The 14804-nt window shown below is 54.9% G+C and carries 12 protein-coding genes; 5 read left to right on the top strand and 7 right to left on the bottom strand.

Features of this window, described 5'->3' with window-relative positions; all coding sequences use genetic code 11:
• Positions 1-59: 59 nt before the first annotated feature.
• From atpB to JJU47_RS00850, 3 genes are read right to left on the bottom strand one after another with little or no spacing between them, the layout of a single operon-like run.
• Entirely contained in the window at positions 60-797 is a 738-nt protein-coding gene (gene atpB / locus JJU47_RS00860) for a F0F1 ATP synthase subunit A (RefSeq protein WP_024370838.1), read from the bottom strand.
• A 2-nt stretch (positions 798-799) separates the two neighbouring features.
• Complete coding sequence (locus tag JJU47_RS00855) at positions 800-1210, bottom strand: ATP synthase subunit I (RefSeq protein WP_228615684.1); 411 nt, start codon at positions 1208-1210, stop codon at positions 800-802.
• Positions 1207-1434, bottom strand: coding sequence for a hypothetical protein (locus JJU47_RS00850; RefSeq protein WP_024370840.1), 228 nt, complete (start codon positions 1432-1434; stop codon positions 1207-1209). Before JJU47_RS00850 ends, JJU47_RS00855 begins: the two co-directional genes overlap by 4 nt.
• 635 nt (positions 1435-2069) lie before the next feature.
• On the opposite strand from JJU47_RS00850, the gene JJU47_RS00845 reads away from it, so the two are divergent.
• The 5 genes from JJU47_RS00845 to JJU47_RS00825 all read left to right on the top strand — a co-directional run bounded on the left by JJU47_RS00845 (position 2070) and on the right by JJU47_RS00825 (position 10581).
• Positions 2070-3479 carry an FAD-binding oxidoreductase gene (locus JJU47_RS00845; protein ID WP_228615683.1) on the top strand — a complete coding sequence of 470 codons (1410 nt, stop codon included), beginning with the start codon at positions 2070-2072 and terminating at the stop codon, positions 3477-3479.
• A complete protein-coding gene (locus tag JJU47_RS00840; protein ID WP_228615682.1) occupies positions 3476-4798 on the top strand; it encodes a (Fe-S)-binding protein in 1323 nt (440 codons plus the stop codon). Before JJU47_RS00845 ends, JJU47_RS00840 begins: the two co-directional genes overlap by 4 nt.
• A gap of 200 nt (positions 4799-4998) precedes the next feature.
• Positions 4999-7668 (top strand): cation-transporting P-type ATPase, encoded by a 2670-nt coding sequence (locus tag JJU47_RS00835; RefSeq protein ID WP_228615681.1) that lies wholly within the window; start codon positions 4999-5001, stop codon positions 7666-7668.
• Between the two features lie 208 nt (positions 7669-7876).
• Positions 7877-9001 (top strand): ABC transporter ATP-binding protein, encoded by a 1125-nt coding sequence (locus JJU47_RS00830; RefSeq protein WP_228615680.1) that lies wholly within the window; start codon positions 7877-7879, stop codon positions 8999-9001.
• Positions 8998-10581: an ABC transporter permease/substrate-binding protein gene (locus JJU47_RS00825; protein WP_228615679.1), complete on the top strand. Its 1584-nt coding sequence runs from the start codon at positions 8998-9000 to the stop codon at positions 10579-10581. Before JJU47_RS00830 ends, JJU47_RS00825 begins: the two co-directional genes overlap by 4 nt.
• A gap of 54 nt (positions 10582-10635) precedes the next feature.
• On the opposite strand, the gene upp is transcribed toward JJU47_RS00825, so the two are convergent.
• From upp to JJU47_RS00805, 4 genes are all read right to left on the bottom strand, one after another.
• Complete coding sequence (gene upp, locus JJU47_RS00820) at positions 10636-11265, bottom strand: uracil phosphoribosyltransferase (protein WP_228615678.1); 630 nt, start codon at positions 11263-11265, stop codon at positions 10636-10638.
• A gap of 112 nt (positions 11266-11377) precedes the next feature.
• A complete protein-coding gene (locus tag JJU47_RS00815; RefSeq protein WP_228615677.1) occupies positions 11378-12595 on the bottom strand; it encodes a hypothetical protein in 1218 nt (405 codons plus the stop codon).
• A 145-nt stretch (positions 12596-12740) separates the two neighbouring features.
• Positions 12741-13448 (bottom strand): hypothetical protein, encoded by a 708-nt coding sequence (locus tag JJU47_RS00810; RefSeq protein WP_228615676.1) that lies wholly within the window; start codon positions 13446-13448, stop codon positions 12741-12743.
• A 117-nt stretch (positions 13449-13565) separates the two neighbouring features.
• Positions 13566-14804 (bottom strand): sensor histidine kinase, encoded by a 1239-nt coding sequence (locus JJU47_RS00805; RefSeq protein ID WP_228615675.1) that lies wholly within the window; start codon positions 14802-14804, stop codon positions 13566-13568.

Genomic DNA, 14804 nt, shown 5'->3' with positions numbered 1-14804 from the left:
TTGTGTATATTCCTCCTAATAGTTAAGTAAATAGTTTTTGTGTTCAACGCTTTGGCGAATTAATGCTCGGCTGAAGCTTTGTGCCCGATGTACACCATTGCAAGCGTCAGGAAAATGTAGGATTGGATAACCCCGATAAAGATTGAGAAACCTTGCCATAAAATCATTGGGAAGATTGCGAACACAGCACCGAGCGGGTTTAACGCCCCTTGTGCGGTAATTGCGAGTCCCAAGATGATGGTAATCATGATTTCACCGGCAAAGATGTTCCCGTAAAGACGCAGACCGAGCGTCAAGGTGTTCGCGAACTCCTCGATGAGCTTGATCGGCAACAAGAACCAGACCGGTTTGACGAACTCTGCCGAATAGTGTTTCAACCCGTGCAGCTTCACCCCGTAGTAGTGCGACATTGCAACGACGAGTGTCGACAACGCCAATGTGACGTACGGGTCGGCCGTTGGCGAGTTGAACCATAAGTAGTGACCGGAAATGACGTTAAACGGTAGACCCATCAAGTTTGAGAATAGAATGAACAAAATCAACGTCATTCCAAACCCGATGAAGCGTCCGCCGGTCTTCCAGTCCATCGCACTCGAGATGACCCCTCGTACGAATTCTGCAAAGAACTCCATGAAGTTCTGTTTGCCTGTCGGCTTCATTGCCAAGCGTCGTGTCCCCCAGACGGCGAACGTGAAGACGAGCAGTGAAGCGATCAGCACCGTGATGACGTTCGTCCAGCTCCCATATAACGTGTAATCTCCAAGTTGTAGAGAATAGGTGGGAAACTCATGACCCATTATTATTCACCTCTTTTCCTGCTGAGCTGGGCAAGTGTGAACTCGCCAAATTGTATGATGTGGCCGGCGATTAGACCAGTTACCACCGCAATGAGCGATACTCGGTCCTCGTAGAAGAGGCCGACTATCACGGCTAACGCACCGACTGCCATCCTTGAAACAGTCCCGTGCGATTTCGGGCGTCGCCCATGTTCGATGACGTCAAACATGCGAATGACGCTTCGATTCTGCATATGTAGAATGATCAGACTGGCGACCCCGCCTAGGAACAACCCGAGAAAGACCGGTTTGTACATAGGGACGATGAGCGCTCCGATGAGGAGAATGGCGAACCATCCGATAAACCACTTCGTATAGCGTTTCATCAACTCTTTTTGTGCTTTTCTGTCTGCTTGCACTTGTTGTAGATTCATTCGTCCTCTCCCGTCAATAAACTTCGCAGGGTGAGCACGAGCGCCGTGATCCCGAACGCCATGCCGAGAAGCACCGACACATTCCAACCAAACGTACCCCACATTTCACGTCTCGCTCCGTATTGGCCGACGAGATACCCAATGACGATCGGTCCAGCAAGCGCGGTCGAGATTTGGGAGGCAAGCGAGGCATAGGATAGGTAACGATTGTCTTTTTTCGCCATCCTACTCCCCCTTTCTCTCTAGGAAGCCTGTCCTTCATCTTTGTCGATTCGCACTCGCGTGACCATCAAAAGTCACACAAGTTCAGAGTAATGGAAATGGCAGAAGAAGTCAATGAATTTCACAATTATAAAAGCGCTTTAAATCAAGTCGTATCAAGGCTTTTACGCGCTTCACAAACTAAATTAAAATCGCTAAATTTTAAAAAAGTATGAAGAAACGGTGAAATAAAAATGTTGAATTGATAACATTTCACAAAGCGAACAAGATGAAGAATAGTTCAGTTATACCTCCACGTTTTGGAAAACACAACGGCAAACGGTGCACGTTCACAAAAGGTTTTGAATCGGACGTTGACTTCAATTTGAAATCGTTTACATCGCCCTGTTTTAGTATACCGATACCCGTTTTATCGTGTCGAGGGGTTATACGGAATTCATCGTGATGTATGTCACAGTTGGTTTTCCGGAGGCTCAAAGCCTGGAAATCGGCTCCCATCAACGGGGAATGGGTGGACAATCCCAATTCAAATCGCTACGATTACCGTGTAAGCGCTCTCTAAAATTGTGTCGATTTTGTGACTTTCGGAACCGACGCCCGCATCCGCTCTTTCGGATGTGTGTCAGGAGGAATACATATGGAATGGATCAATCACTTACAGACCGAGCTCGGAGACGAGATCGTCTTCTCTGACGCGACGACACGGCTCGCCTATTCATTCGATGCGACCCCGAACTATCAAGCGATGCCAGACGCCGTCGTCGCCCCGCGCTCGACGGAAGACGTGCAGGCTATCATGAGGCTCTGTCAGACGTATCGTGTCCCGGTCATCGCCCGCGGTTCGGCGACGAACCTGGCCGGCGGGACGACGCCGCTCGCCGGTGGACTCGTCATGGACTTCCGCCATATGGGCAAGATTCTCGAAATTGACGAGAAGAACTTGACCGTCACCGTCGAGCCCGGCTGCATCACCGCCCGGTTGGCTGAAGCCGTCGAGGCAAGAGGGTTGTTTTACCCGCCCGACCCGAGCTCGATGAAAATCTCAACGATTGGCGGCAACATTAGCGAGAACTCCGGGGGACTGCGGGGATTGAAGTACGGCGTGACGGCCGATTACGTGCTCGCGCTCGAGGCGGTGCTCCCGAGCGGCGACGTGCTCAAGACAGGCGGTAAACTCGCCAAAGACGTCGCCGGTTACGACTTGACGCGGCTCCTCGTCGGTTCGGAAGGAACGCTCGCCGTCATTACCGAAGCGACGCTTAAGCTCATCCCCCTTCCCGAGACGAAACAGACGATGATCGCCCACTTCAGCGACTTGGACGGGGCGGCGCGGACGGTGAGCCGGATCATTGAAAGCCGCATCATCCCGGCGACGCTCGAGTTCATGGATAAGAAAACGATTGAAGTCGTCGAGGCGTACGCGAATATCGGATTGCCGACCGACGTCGGTGCGCTCTTGTTACTCGAACAAGACGGACCATCCGAAGTCGTCCGGCGCGACATCGAGGCGATGCATGCCATCTGCCTCACCGAAGGCGCAACGCACGTCGAAGTCGCGCGGGACGAGGTGCATGCAGAGACGTTGCGGTACGCCCGACGGACCGCCTTGTCCGCGCTCGCCCGCTTGCGTCCGACAACGATTTTAGAAGATGCGACCGTGCCCCGGAGTGAGATTGCGGAGATGGTCCGGCGCATCGAGGCGATCGGCCGGACGTACGACATCGAAATCGCCACGTTCGGTCATGCCGGTGACGGCAACTTGCATCCGACCGTCGCGACAGATGCCCGGGACCATGAAGAGATGGAGCGCGTCGAAGCGGCGTTCGCAGATATTTTCGCTGCGGCACTCGAACTCGGCGGGACGATTACGGGCGAGCACGGCGTCGGGGCAATGAAAGCCCCGTATCTCGAATGGAAGCTCGGAGCGGCCGGTATCGACGTCATGAAAGGCATCAAGCTCGCCTTTGATCCGCACGGCATCATGAATCCGCAAAAGATGTTCGCCAAGGCAGCCAAGAAACGGCTCGTGCAAGGAGGCGGCGTATGAAACAGACCGAACAACTGACGTCTCGGATGACTGACAAGCTCGATTATGAGGAAATGCTCGGCTGCATGCGCTGCGGCTTTTGTCTCCCGACGTGTCCGACGTATATCCATTCAAAAGACGAGACAGCCTCACCGCGCGGCCGCATCGCCATCATGAAAGGTGTCGTCGACGGCTTGATCGAACCGGACGCGGGCGTCGAGAAGACGCTCAACGAATGTCTCGGTTGTCTCGCCTGCGAACCGGCTTGCCCGGCTGGTGTCCGTTACAGCGTCTTGTTAGAAGACGCCCGAGCCGCCATCACCGTCCATAAACGAGCGACGGGCCAGATGGACGTGCGGGAGCGCCTCATCCGAAAAGTCGTCTTCGACGGCCTGTTCTTGAGCAAGTCGAAGATGGAGACGGCAACAGGCTTCCTTCGTTTCTATCAACAGTCCGGTGCACAGACGCTCACCCGCAAGCTCCGCATCCTCGACTGGTTCCCGGACCAGCTGCAGAAGATGGAGGCGGTCTTGCCGGTCGTTCCCGCGCGTTCAGAACGTGTGCTTCGTCCTGAGCGGATCCGCGCGGCCGGGGCGACGACGGCCCGCGTCGCGTTCTTCAGCGGGTGTCTGATGGACACGATGTTTTACGAGACGAACGCGAACACGATCAAACTGCTCCAAGCAGCGGGCTGTGACATCGTCATCCCGGAAACCCAGCAATGTTGCGGCGCCCTACACGGACACGCCGGCGAACAGACCGGCGCCATCGCGCTCGCCAAGCGGAACATCGAGTCGTTTGAGTCACTCGACGTCGATTACATCGTCACGAATGCGGGCGGATGCGGGGCGTTCCTCCTCGGCTATGACCATCTGTTGAAGCAAGACCCCGAATGGAGTGAGCGCGCCGAACGTTTCAAGGCGAAAGTAAAAGACTTCGCCTCGATTTTGATTGAAGTCGGCTTTCTCGACCGGGTCCCGCTCACGTTGCCTGAGCAACTCATCACATATCAAGACTCCTGCCATCTCCGGAACGTGCAAAAAGGAGCACTCGCCCCACGTATGTTATTGCAAGCGATCCAAGGGACGACGTTCGTCGAACAACGGAACGCCGATCACTGCTGCGGGTCGGCCGGCGTATACAACTTGCTCCAACCTCATATCGCCAACGACATTTTAGAGATGAAGATGGGTCACGTCCGCGACACGTCGGCCCAGACGATCGTGACGTCGAACCCTGGCTGTCATTTGCAAATGCAGCTCGGGATTCAAGAACATGGCACCCCGACGATGCGGGCCGTTCACTTGGCGGACGTGCTCGCCGAGGCGATGGACCATTAATAAATAAGAAGAGAGAGGCGCGGAAACGCCCTCTCTTTTCGTTTGTCCATACATTCCCCTTGACGGATTCACACATACTTCACAATTCCGATTATTTCACATGGAATTAAAGTTTACACACTTTTTCACATGGGGTAAGAATTGAGTATAGACTGTTTACCTGTCTGTCTAAATGGAGCAAAAGAGAAAGGGGTTTTGAAATGGAAGAAAGGCACTGGCACACGCTATCGATTCATGAGACCGAGGAGCACCTCGACACCGATATCGATCAAGGGCTTCGCGAAGAGACTTCGAAGGAGCGAATCGAGACGCACGGGAAAAACGTGCTCCCGGAACCGAAGAAAGACCCGAAATGGCTCAAATTTTTACGGCAGTTTAACGACGTGCTCATCTACGTCCTCCTTGCCGCCGCCGTCATCACGGCCGTCCTCGGATATTGGTACGATACGATCGTCATCGCGCTCGTCGTCCTCATCATCGGGATCATCGGCTACTTGCAGGAGAACAAGGCGGAACAAGCTCTCGAAGGCATCAAGAACATGCTGTCCCCGTCCGCCCTCGTCCGTCGCGACGGGAAACGGAAAGAGATCGAGGCCGAGTACCTCGTTCCTGGAGACATCGTCTACTTGAAGCCGGGGGATAAGATCCCCGTCGACCTCCGTCTCATCACGGCGGAGAACATGAAAGTCGAAGAATCGGCACTGACCGGTGAAGCGATCACCGTCGATAAGACGCTCGACCCGCTCGAAGAGAAGATTGGTCTTGGAGACCGGACGAACTTGGCGTTCTCCGGGACGTCCGTCGCCGCCGGTACCGGCAGCGGGATCGTCGTCGCGACCGGTTCGAAGACCGAGCTCGGAAAGATCAACGCCTCGATCGCCGAAGTCGAGAAAGTACAAACACCGCTCATCCAACAGACGCAGCGCTTCGGTAAGACCGTCGCCAGCGTCATCGCCGGTGTCGCCGTGTTCGCTTTCATCTTCGGCTACTTCTTGCGTGACTACGAGACGGCCGAGCTGTTGCTCGCGGTCATCGGGCTCGCTGTCGCCGTCATCCCGGAAGGACTCCCGGCGATCATCTCGATCATCCTCGCTCTCGGTGTCCGCCAAATGGCCGACAACAAGGCGATTGTCAAGAGCCTCCCGTCCGTCGAGACACTCGGCGCCGTATCCGTCATCTGTTCGGATAAGACGGGCACGTTGACGAAAAATGAGATGACAGCCCAAAACATCCAACTCGCCGACCGCACGCTTCAAGTGACGGGTTCAGGCTACGCGCCGGAAGGGCGCATCGAATTTGAAGAGGACGTCTACTCGAACAAGCAAGACGAGATCTTAAACGAGATTCTCCTCGCCGGGGTGACGTGTAACGACTCAGACTTGTTCTTCGATGAAGAGTCGAAGCAATGGAAGATCACCGGCGATCCGACCGAAGGGTGCCTGCTCACGCTCGGTGAGAAAGCGGATGAGTCGATTCGCCCGCTCCGTGTCATCTCGAAGATCCCGTTCGACTCGGCGCACAAATATATGGCGACACTCTCGCCACGCGACGACGAACACGTCCTATACTTGAAAGGGGCACCGGACCGTCTGTTCTCGATGGCCGAAGCAAGTGACCCGGACTTCCCGAGCGACATGTGGGAAGAGAAGATGACCGACCTCGCCAAAAAAGGACAACGTGTCATCGGTGTCGCCAAACGGACGTTCAACACATCGAAACAAAAAATCGACCACGATGACTTATATGAAGGCATCGAGTTCCTCGGGCTCATCGGCATCATGGACCCGCCGCGCCCGGAAGCAATCGAAGCGGTCAACGAGTGTCAATCGGCTGGCATCCAAGTGAAGATGATCACCGGTGACCATAAAGAGACGGCCATCGCCATCGGCAACGAGCTCGGCATCTCGACAGAAGCCGGCGCGCTTCAAGGGACCGAGATCGATGACTTGACGGACGAAGAGCTCGCCGACGTCGTCGGCCAGTACAACATCTTCGCCCGGACGAGTCCCGAGAACAAGACGCGCCTCGTCAAGGCGCTCCAGACGCAAGACCATATCGTCGCCATGACCGGCGACGGTGTCAACGACGCCCCTGCCCTTCGCCGCGCCGATATCGGTGTCGCCATGGGGATCAAAGGGACGGAAGTGTCGAAAGAAGCGGCCGAGATGGTGCTCGTCGACGATAACTTCAACACGATCTTCAAAGCCGTGAAAGAAGGCCGCCGCGTCTACGACAACTTGAAGAAGACGATCCTCTTCATCTTGCCGACGAACGGGGCGCAAGGGTTCGTGCTCTTGATGAGTATCTTCCTTGGCACCCAGCTCCCGCTCACAGCGCTTCAAATTCTTTGGGTGAACATGGTCGTCGCCATCACACTGTCATTCGCCATCGCCTTCGAGCCGCTCGAGCCGTCGACGATGCAACGGGCACCGCGTCCGAAGAAGACACCGCTTTTGAGCCGGTACTACATCTTCCGGATCCTGCTCGTCTCGCTCATCATCGGTGGAGGAACGCTCATGTACAACTTGTACATGAACGCCGGCGACTATAGTGTCGAATATATCCACACGATGACGCTCAACACGATCGTCATCGCTCAGATGTTCCACTTGTTCAACGTCCGGGTCGAGACCGAGCCTGCGCTCAACCGCTCGTTCTTCGAAAACCCGATCGCGTTCTACGTGTCCGGGGCGCTCATCGTGCTTCAGTTGTTCATCACGTACGTGCCGTTCATGAACACGGCGTTCGGTACGACAGCGATCGCGGCGACGGACTGGATCATCCCGATCGTGTTCGGTTTCCTCGTCTTCATCGTCATCGAGATCGAGAAGTTGATCTCACGCACCGTGATGAAACGGAGACAATCATAAGTTTCAACGATACGTTCAAAATAATAAGAGGAGCGACGTCCGAACGCGTCGCTCCTCTTATTTGTGTCCTCTTTTTATCATGCCGTAACTTCTCCTTATCCCGTTTTACGACGGTTTCAAACCTTAATTTCAAAAAAAGATGTTTACATTTTCATAACAAGGGAACATTAAGGTTATGTGAAAATAATTTTTGGAAAGAGTTGAGTTGATGATTGAATTTAAACAAGTGAAGAAAACGTTCAAAACGACGACCGTTTTGAAAGAGATGAACCTGACGATTAACAAAGGCGAACTCGTCGTCTTTATCGGTCCGTCTGGTTGCGGCAAGACGACATCGTTGAAAATGATTAACCGATTGATCGAGCCGACGGCAGGAACGATTATCGTTAACGGCCAAGACACGCGAAAGATGGACCCGATTGAACTACGCCGTCAAATGGGGTACGTCATTCAACAGACGGGCCTCTTCCCCCACATGACGATCCGTGAGAACATCCAGTTGATCGCAAGCCTCGAAGGACACGCCGAACAAGACATGGACGCCCGCACGGAGCACCTTCTCCGCATGGTCGGCCTCGACCCGGATCAGTTCATCGATCGGTATCCGAGCGAACTGAGCGGCGGCCAGCAGCAGCGCATTGGTTTTGCCCGCGCCCTCATGAACGACCCGGAAGTCATCTTGATGGATGAGCCGTTCAGTGCCCTCGATCCCGTCACCCGCAACGACCTGCAAGAAGAGCTGTTCAACTTACAAGAAGAAGTGAAAAAGACGATTGTGTTCGTCACCCATGATATGGATGAAGCGATCAAATTGGCCGATCGCATTTGTATCATGCGCGACGGGGAAATCGTTCAATTCGATACACCCGAGCAAATTCTACGTAATCCGAAAGACGCGTACGTCGAATCGTTCATCGGGAAAAATCGGATTTGGAACAGCCCGGAATACATTAAGGCGAAAGATATCATGATCACCGACCCGGTGTCGATCAGCGGGAAACGGACCGTCTTGCAGGCGATCGAGATCATGCGATCACGCAAAGTCGACAGCCTCTTAATCACGGACCGGGACCATGTCCTGAAAGGATTGATCAAGCTAAAAGACGTCCACGGCATCCAAGACAAGACGAGACGACTCGAGGAAGTCATGAACGTGGACTACGCCTTCGTTTCGAGCGACGACTCGCTCCTCGACATTTTAGACGTCATGAACAAGACCGACCAAGGGTATCTCCCGGTCGTCACCGGTCCAACGCTTGATGGACTTATCACCCGCAGCAGTTTGCTTTCCGTCCTCAGTGAGCAATTCATGCAAGAGGAGGAAACTTTATGAACACGATCCAATCATTCTTCACTTATTTCGCGAGCAACACCGACCAAATCGGCACGCTCTTACTCGAACATTTGCAACTGACCGTCTTCGCGGTCTCGCTCGCTGTCCTGCTCGGCGTTCCGCTCGGTATCTTGATCTTACGCATGCCCCGCCTCGCCAAACCGGTACTCGGGTTGACGAGTGTCGTCCAAGCCGTGCCAAGTTTAGCCCTACTCGGCTTTCTCATCCCGTTCATCGGGATCGGCTCGACACCGGCCATCATCATGGTCGTCCTTTACTCGCTCCTCCCGATTGTGAAAAACACGTACACCGGGCTCTCGAGCATCCCGGGCGACACGCTTGAGTCTGCCAAAGGCATCGGGCTGACCGACCGTCAGATTTTAAGCAAGATCCAACTGCCGCTCGCCTTGCCGATCATCATGGCTGGTATTCGCATCTCGGCCGTCACGGCCGTCGGGCTCATGACAATCTCGGCGTTCGTCGGGGCAGGCGGACTCGGTTATCTCGTCTTCGCCGGCATACAGACGGTCGACAACAACCAAATCCTCGCCGGTGCCATCCCAGCCGGTCTGCTCGCCTTGTTGATCGACTTCGTCGTCAGCCGGATCGAGTATAAAGTCGCGCCGAACGGCATCGTCCTCGCCGACGGTCGGATGAAGAAAAAGACACGCCGCTCGAAGAAAGTCGCCAAGCCGGCCATCGTCATCGCGACGGCGTTCGCGCTTCTCCTCGGCGGGTCGATTTACGCCTTCACCCGTGAAGACGACACGATCGTCGTCGGTTCGAAAAACTTCACCGAACAGCTCATTCTCGGGAACATCGTCGCCGACTTGATCGAAGAAGAGACGGACTTGAACGTCAAACGTCAACTTAACCTCGGTGGCACGCAAGTCGCATTCAGCGCCCTCCGTACCGGAGAGATCGACACGTACGTCGAATATACCGGGACGCTGTCGGTCGACGTGTTGAACCAAGAAGTCGACAACGACCCCGATGCCGTGTACGCGAGCGTCAAACCACAAATCGAGGACCGCTTTGACGTCCATACGTTCGACCCGATCGGCTTCAACAACACGTACGCTATCGCCGTCAAACAAGAAGATGCGGAACGATACAACTTAGAAACGATTTCGGACCTCGCCGACGTCAGCAATGAGCTCGTGTTCGGTCCGACAATCGAGTTCTCGAACCGCGAGGACGGGTACCTCGGCTTGAAAGAGACGTATCCGCTCCAGTTCAAAGACGTGAAGCCGGTCGATGGCGGTCTCCGCTACACGGCGCTCATGAACGGTGAGAGCCAAGCGATCGACGGTTTCTCGACCGACGGACTGTTGAAACGGTTCGAACTCGTCGTGCTCGAAGATGACAAACAGTTCTTCCCGCCATACTACGCCGTCCCGCTCTTGAACGGCGACACGCTCAAAGAACATCCCGAGCTCGAAGGTGTGCTCAACTTGCTGTCCGGCAGAATCACAGACGAGGTCATGCAAGAACTGAACTACCTCGCCGACGTCGAAAAGCAACGCCCTGAGAAAGTCGCACGTGACTTCTTAGTGCGCGAAGGACTGATCGCCGAATAAAAAAAAGGACGAACCGAAAATCGCGTGTTGCGATTTGGTTCGTCCTTTTTTTGCTTATTTCGTTCCGAACAAACGGTCACCTGCGTCACCCATACCAGGGACGATGTAGCCGTGGTCGTTCAACTTCTCATCGAGTGCGGCGAGATAAATCTCGACGTCCGGGTGTTCGTTTTGAACACGCTCGACGCCTTCAGGCGCTGCACAGAGGCAAGCGAGCTTAATCGACTTCGCGCCGTGCTTTTTGAGCGCTGCGATCGCATCGGCCGCTGAACCGCCTGTCGCAAGCATCGGGTCGACGACGATGAAGTCACGTTCCGTGATGTCCGTCGGCAACTTGAGATAGTATTCGTGCGGCTCGAGCGTCACTGGGTCACGGTATAAACCGATGTGACCGACTTTAACGTTCGGCATCATTTTGAGGAAGCCATCCACCATGCCGAGGCCCGCCCGTAAAATTGGGACGATTCCCAATTTCTTGCCGGCGATCATCTTCTGTGTCGATACCGAGACCGGTGTCTCGATCTCCACGTCAGTAAGTGGAAGGTCGCGTGTAATTTCATATGCCATGAGCGACGAAACCTCGTCAACGAGTTCGCGGAACTGCTTCGTCCCCGTCTCTGCTTTGCGCATAATCGTCATCTTGTGCTGAATCAATGGGTGGTCATAAACGTGTACTTTTCCCATCATGCTTCACTCCTCTCTCAATCTCTCTTGAGCATTGTACCCTAACTCTTCTGAGAAAGGTAGGGTCAACTTCTGTTTTCCAAGAGGTCAGACGAAACCCCAAGGGCTCATTTTAAATTCCAACCAATTGACTCAGCTGGTCCGCGTCGAGGACGTGTTCACGCCCCGAGTCGAGATCGACAATCCATACGTCCTTGTTGTCGGGCGTCACGTATACATCCAACGTCTGCTCGCTCAGTCGTTCGTACAACGTGATCGTCCCATGGTACATCGCTTCTCGTGGCCGTTTTCCCGCTTCCACATCTGCCAGCAAGGCGAACAGCGCTTGCGTGTTCGGTCCGTCCAGATGCCCCGTCACCCCGTCCCGCTCATACGTCGCCAGCCGAATCCGATCGCTGGCCGGCGACGGCATCATCAACGTCGTCGTCAGCGGCAACCTGACATTGCCCCACACTTCGATGACCGTGCCGTAGCGTTCGGATAACGTCAACGACGATTCGTCCCCGACGTCTGTGATCGGATCATCGGAGACGATGACCCGCTTCATCAACTGACGCTTCGACCCGTCGAGGACGATCATCTCCTCTGAAGAGTCGAGCTGCACGTATTCCCCCGAAAAAATGTCCGGCAACACTTTCCGTTCGAGTTGAACGTCCGTCCCGATTTGGAGTGAGACACGGCCGTCGGCAAGGCGGGTCAAGAACGAGTGCCCGCTCGTTCGCTCTCCATTAAAGACGAACAACCCGGGCTCGATCATTCGGTCCATCGTCCGCCCGTTCCGCTTAACTTCATACGTGACGTAGAGCGAACCGCTCTCAGGTGTCTCATAGCGGAACATCGACCCTGGGATGACCGACTCGTGGATCGGGTCGATATGGAACAACTCGTTTATGTACGATACGTCGGACTCGGATTCAAACGTCATGGCGCGTCTCGCTTCGGTCTCGGCCGCGCCGACCCTCGCAGATTCAAGAACTGCGAGCGGCTCGACTTCGAACGTCCGTACGAACTGCTCATCGCTGTTTGCGCACGAGACGTACCGGCTGTCCCCGCTCGCCCAATAACTGACCGTCTTGCCGCCGAGCTCCTCATATACCGGATGGACGAACGTCGCCTCCGTCAATTTCGCCCGGCGTGCCGGCAATACGTCTGTCGGTTGTTTCTCGCAATATGTAAGAATATGTTGTTTAATTTCCAATGGTAATTCAATTCCGCTTATTTGCTCGAGCGATGATGCCGCGAGCGGACGCATTTCGAGCGCGTTCATGTCTTTTGCCCCGCACCCGCTTAGAATGCCTAGTGCGAGCAAAGTTGTACAATACGGCCGCATCCCCGGCACCTCCGTCCCCGTTCCTTCATGTTTAGGATATGACCCCCTAAAAATTCCTTATTCATCATATCATACAACGTGTTTCAATTATGTTTTCAGAAGTGTTACGAATTCAAAAAGGCGCCACAGCTGTGGCACCTCTCAATCAATCGTCATCGCGGTCATCGTCATCGTCATCATCACGGTCATCACGGTCGTCATCACGATCATCGTCCCGTTCGATTTCCTTGACTTGCTCTTGCATGTTCAACTCGAGCTTGACGCGATCTCCTGCTTTCGGCATCCCGTCGTCAAGCTCATAGCGGGCTGCGAGCGGGAACGTGAGCGTCTGGCCTTCACGCTCGATTGTCACGTCACGATCCGTCAGGCTGACGAACGAGCCGTAGATGTCAAAATCATCGTTCTCCCGATCCACTTCTTTCACTTCGTTGTTGCGGTTGAACTCCAACTTGACGCGATCGCCCGCTTTCGGTGTGTCATCATCGATTTCATGACGTGCGGCGAGCGGATAAGTCGACTCTTTGCCGCTGAAGCTGATCGTCACTTCACGGTCGGTGAGAGCGACAAGCGTCCCGTACAACTCATAGTCATCGTCATCGTCGACCGATTGAATCGGGATCTCACTCGATCCTGACTGTCCTTGTTGCGAGGCGGCCGCTTCTTGGCTCGCGGCTTCGGCATCCTCACGGACGTCATCCCGCGCATCCTCTGACTCGTTTCCTGCATTGTTCGCACTGTCGATCGCCCGCGGGATGATGACCGTGTCCGTCTTGTCGTTCGCGACATACAAGCCGATGCCAGCGACGGCCAGCACCGCCAAGCCAACCCCTAAAATCCATCCGATTAGTTTCATGATGTTTTCCTCCTCGTGTCATGTGGTGTTCCTGATCTACATCTTCATCATAGACGGACGACCTTAGAGCACCACGAGGATTCGATTAGAAAATGATGAGAGTTCGCGAAATGTTTTTCATTTCGTGACATAAAAGACGCTGCCGGTCGGAGCGTTCGCATAACTGCCGACCGACCAGCCATTCAAATCAGCGACTTCTTTGGCGATGGCGAGACCGAGACCGAGACCGCTCCGGTCCCGTGCCTCGTCGAGCCGATAAAAACGGTCGAACAGACGCGCTCGCTCTTCTTCATCGAGTGTCGGGCCGTGGTCCCGCACTTCGATTCGGTTCGGCGTCAGCGTCACACGCGTGTCGGTGGCATACTTCAAACTGTTGTCGATGAAGATGACGAGCAACCGCTGCAATGAATCACGATGTCCGACCCACGTTCCGGTCGCCTCGATCGGGACGTGCTTCCCGTGGGACCGTTCGAAGCGCTCGGTCAAATAACCCCCGAGTTCGAGTAAGTCGATTTCTTCTGACTCCACGTCCTCTAGTGCCGTGAACCGGCTCAGCTCGAGCATCGGCTCGATCAACTCTTCACGCATTTGACGAGACTCGGTCAAAATATGATCGATCGCCTCGTCGCGAACGGCCGGGTCGCTTTGTCCCCATCGCCGCAACAACTTCGCATAGCCCTCGATGACGGTGAGTGGCGTCTTCAATTCATGTGAAACATCGGCGACGAAACGGCGCTGTTGATCCATCGACCCTTCGACACGTGCGATCATCTGGTTGAACCCGGTCGCGAGCGTCGCCACTTCATCGTTACGCTCGCCGACTTCAATCGTCTCGAGCGTCCCGGAGGCGGTGATCCGTTGCATCGTCGTTTCAAGGTTTCGTAGCGGGGCCAACCCTTGCCTTACAATCCACAGGCTGCCGACGAACGTCATCGCCACGGCGATCATGAAAATGATCAACAGAATCGTCGCGAGCGTCCTGAGCGTCTCGCTCACGGCCGCGTCCTCGAACCCATAGGCGAGCCCATTCGATGTCGCGATGACGAACCAATCACCGATGAGCGCCGGTTCGCCATAATTGACAGGGAACCGCAGTCCGTCTCCGGCTGCGCCGCCGATGACGGCCCATTCGTCGTTCGCTTGCCGTTCGAGCACGACACTGTCCTCATGGAGCGAGACGACGGCATCCCGGTTCCGCTCATCTTCTTCGAGCAGACTGAGCGCTTGACGAAGCACGTCATAGCGCGAGTCGATGATTTGATGACGGGAAACGAGCCAGGCGACGCCGAACGACGTGATGAGGAGGAACAGCATGAAGCCGGTCATTGCGAGAGCGATTTTTGTCCGTAGCTTCAT

The sequence above is a fragment of the Exiguobacterium sp. genome, from assembly GCF_020832205.1.
Classification (GTDB): domain Bacteria; phylum Bacillota; class Bacilli; order Exiguobacteriales; family Exiguobacteriaceae; genus Exiguobacterium.
The sequence above is the reverse complement of the archived record's forward strand: the minus strand, read 5'-3'. Positions and strand labels throughout refer to the sequence as shown.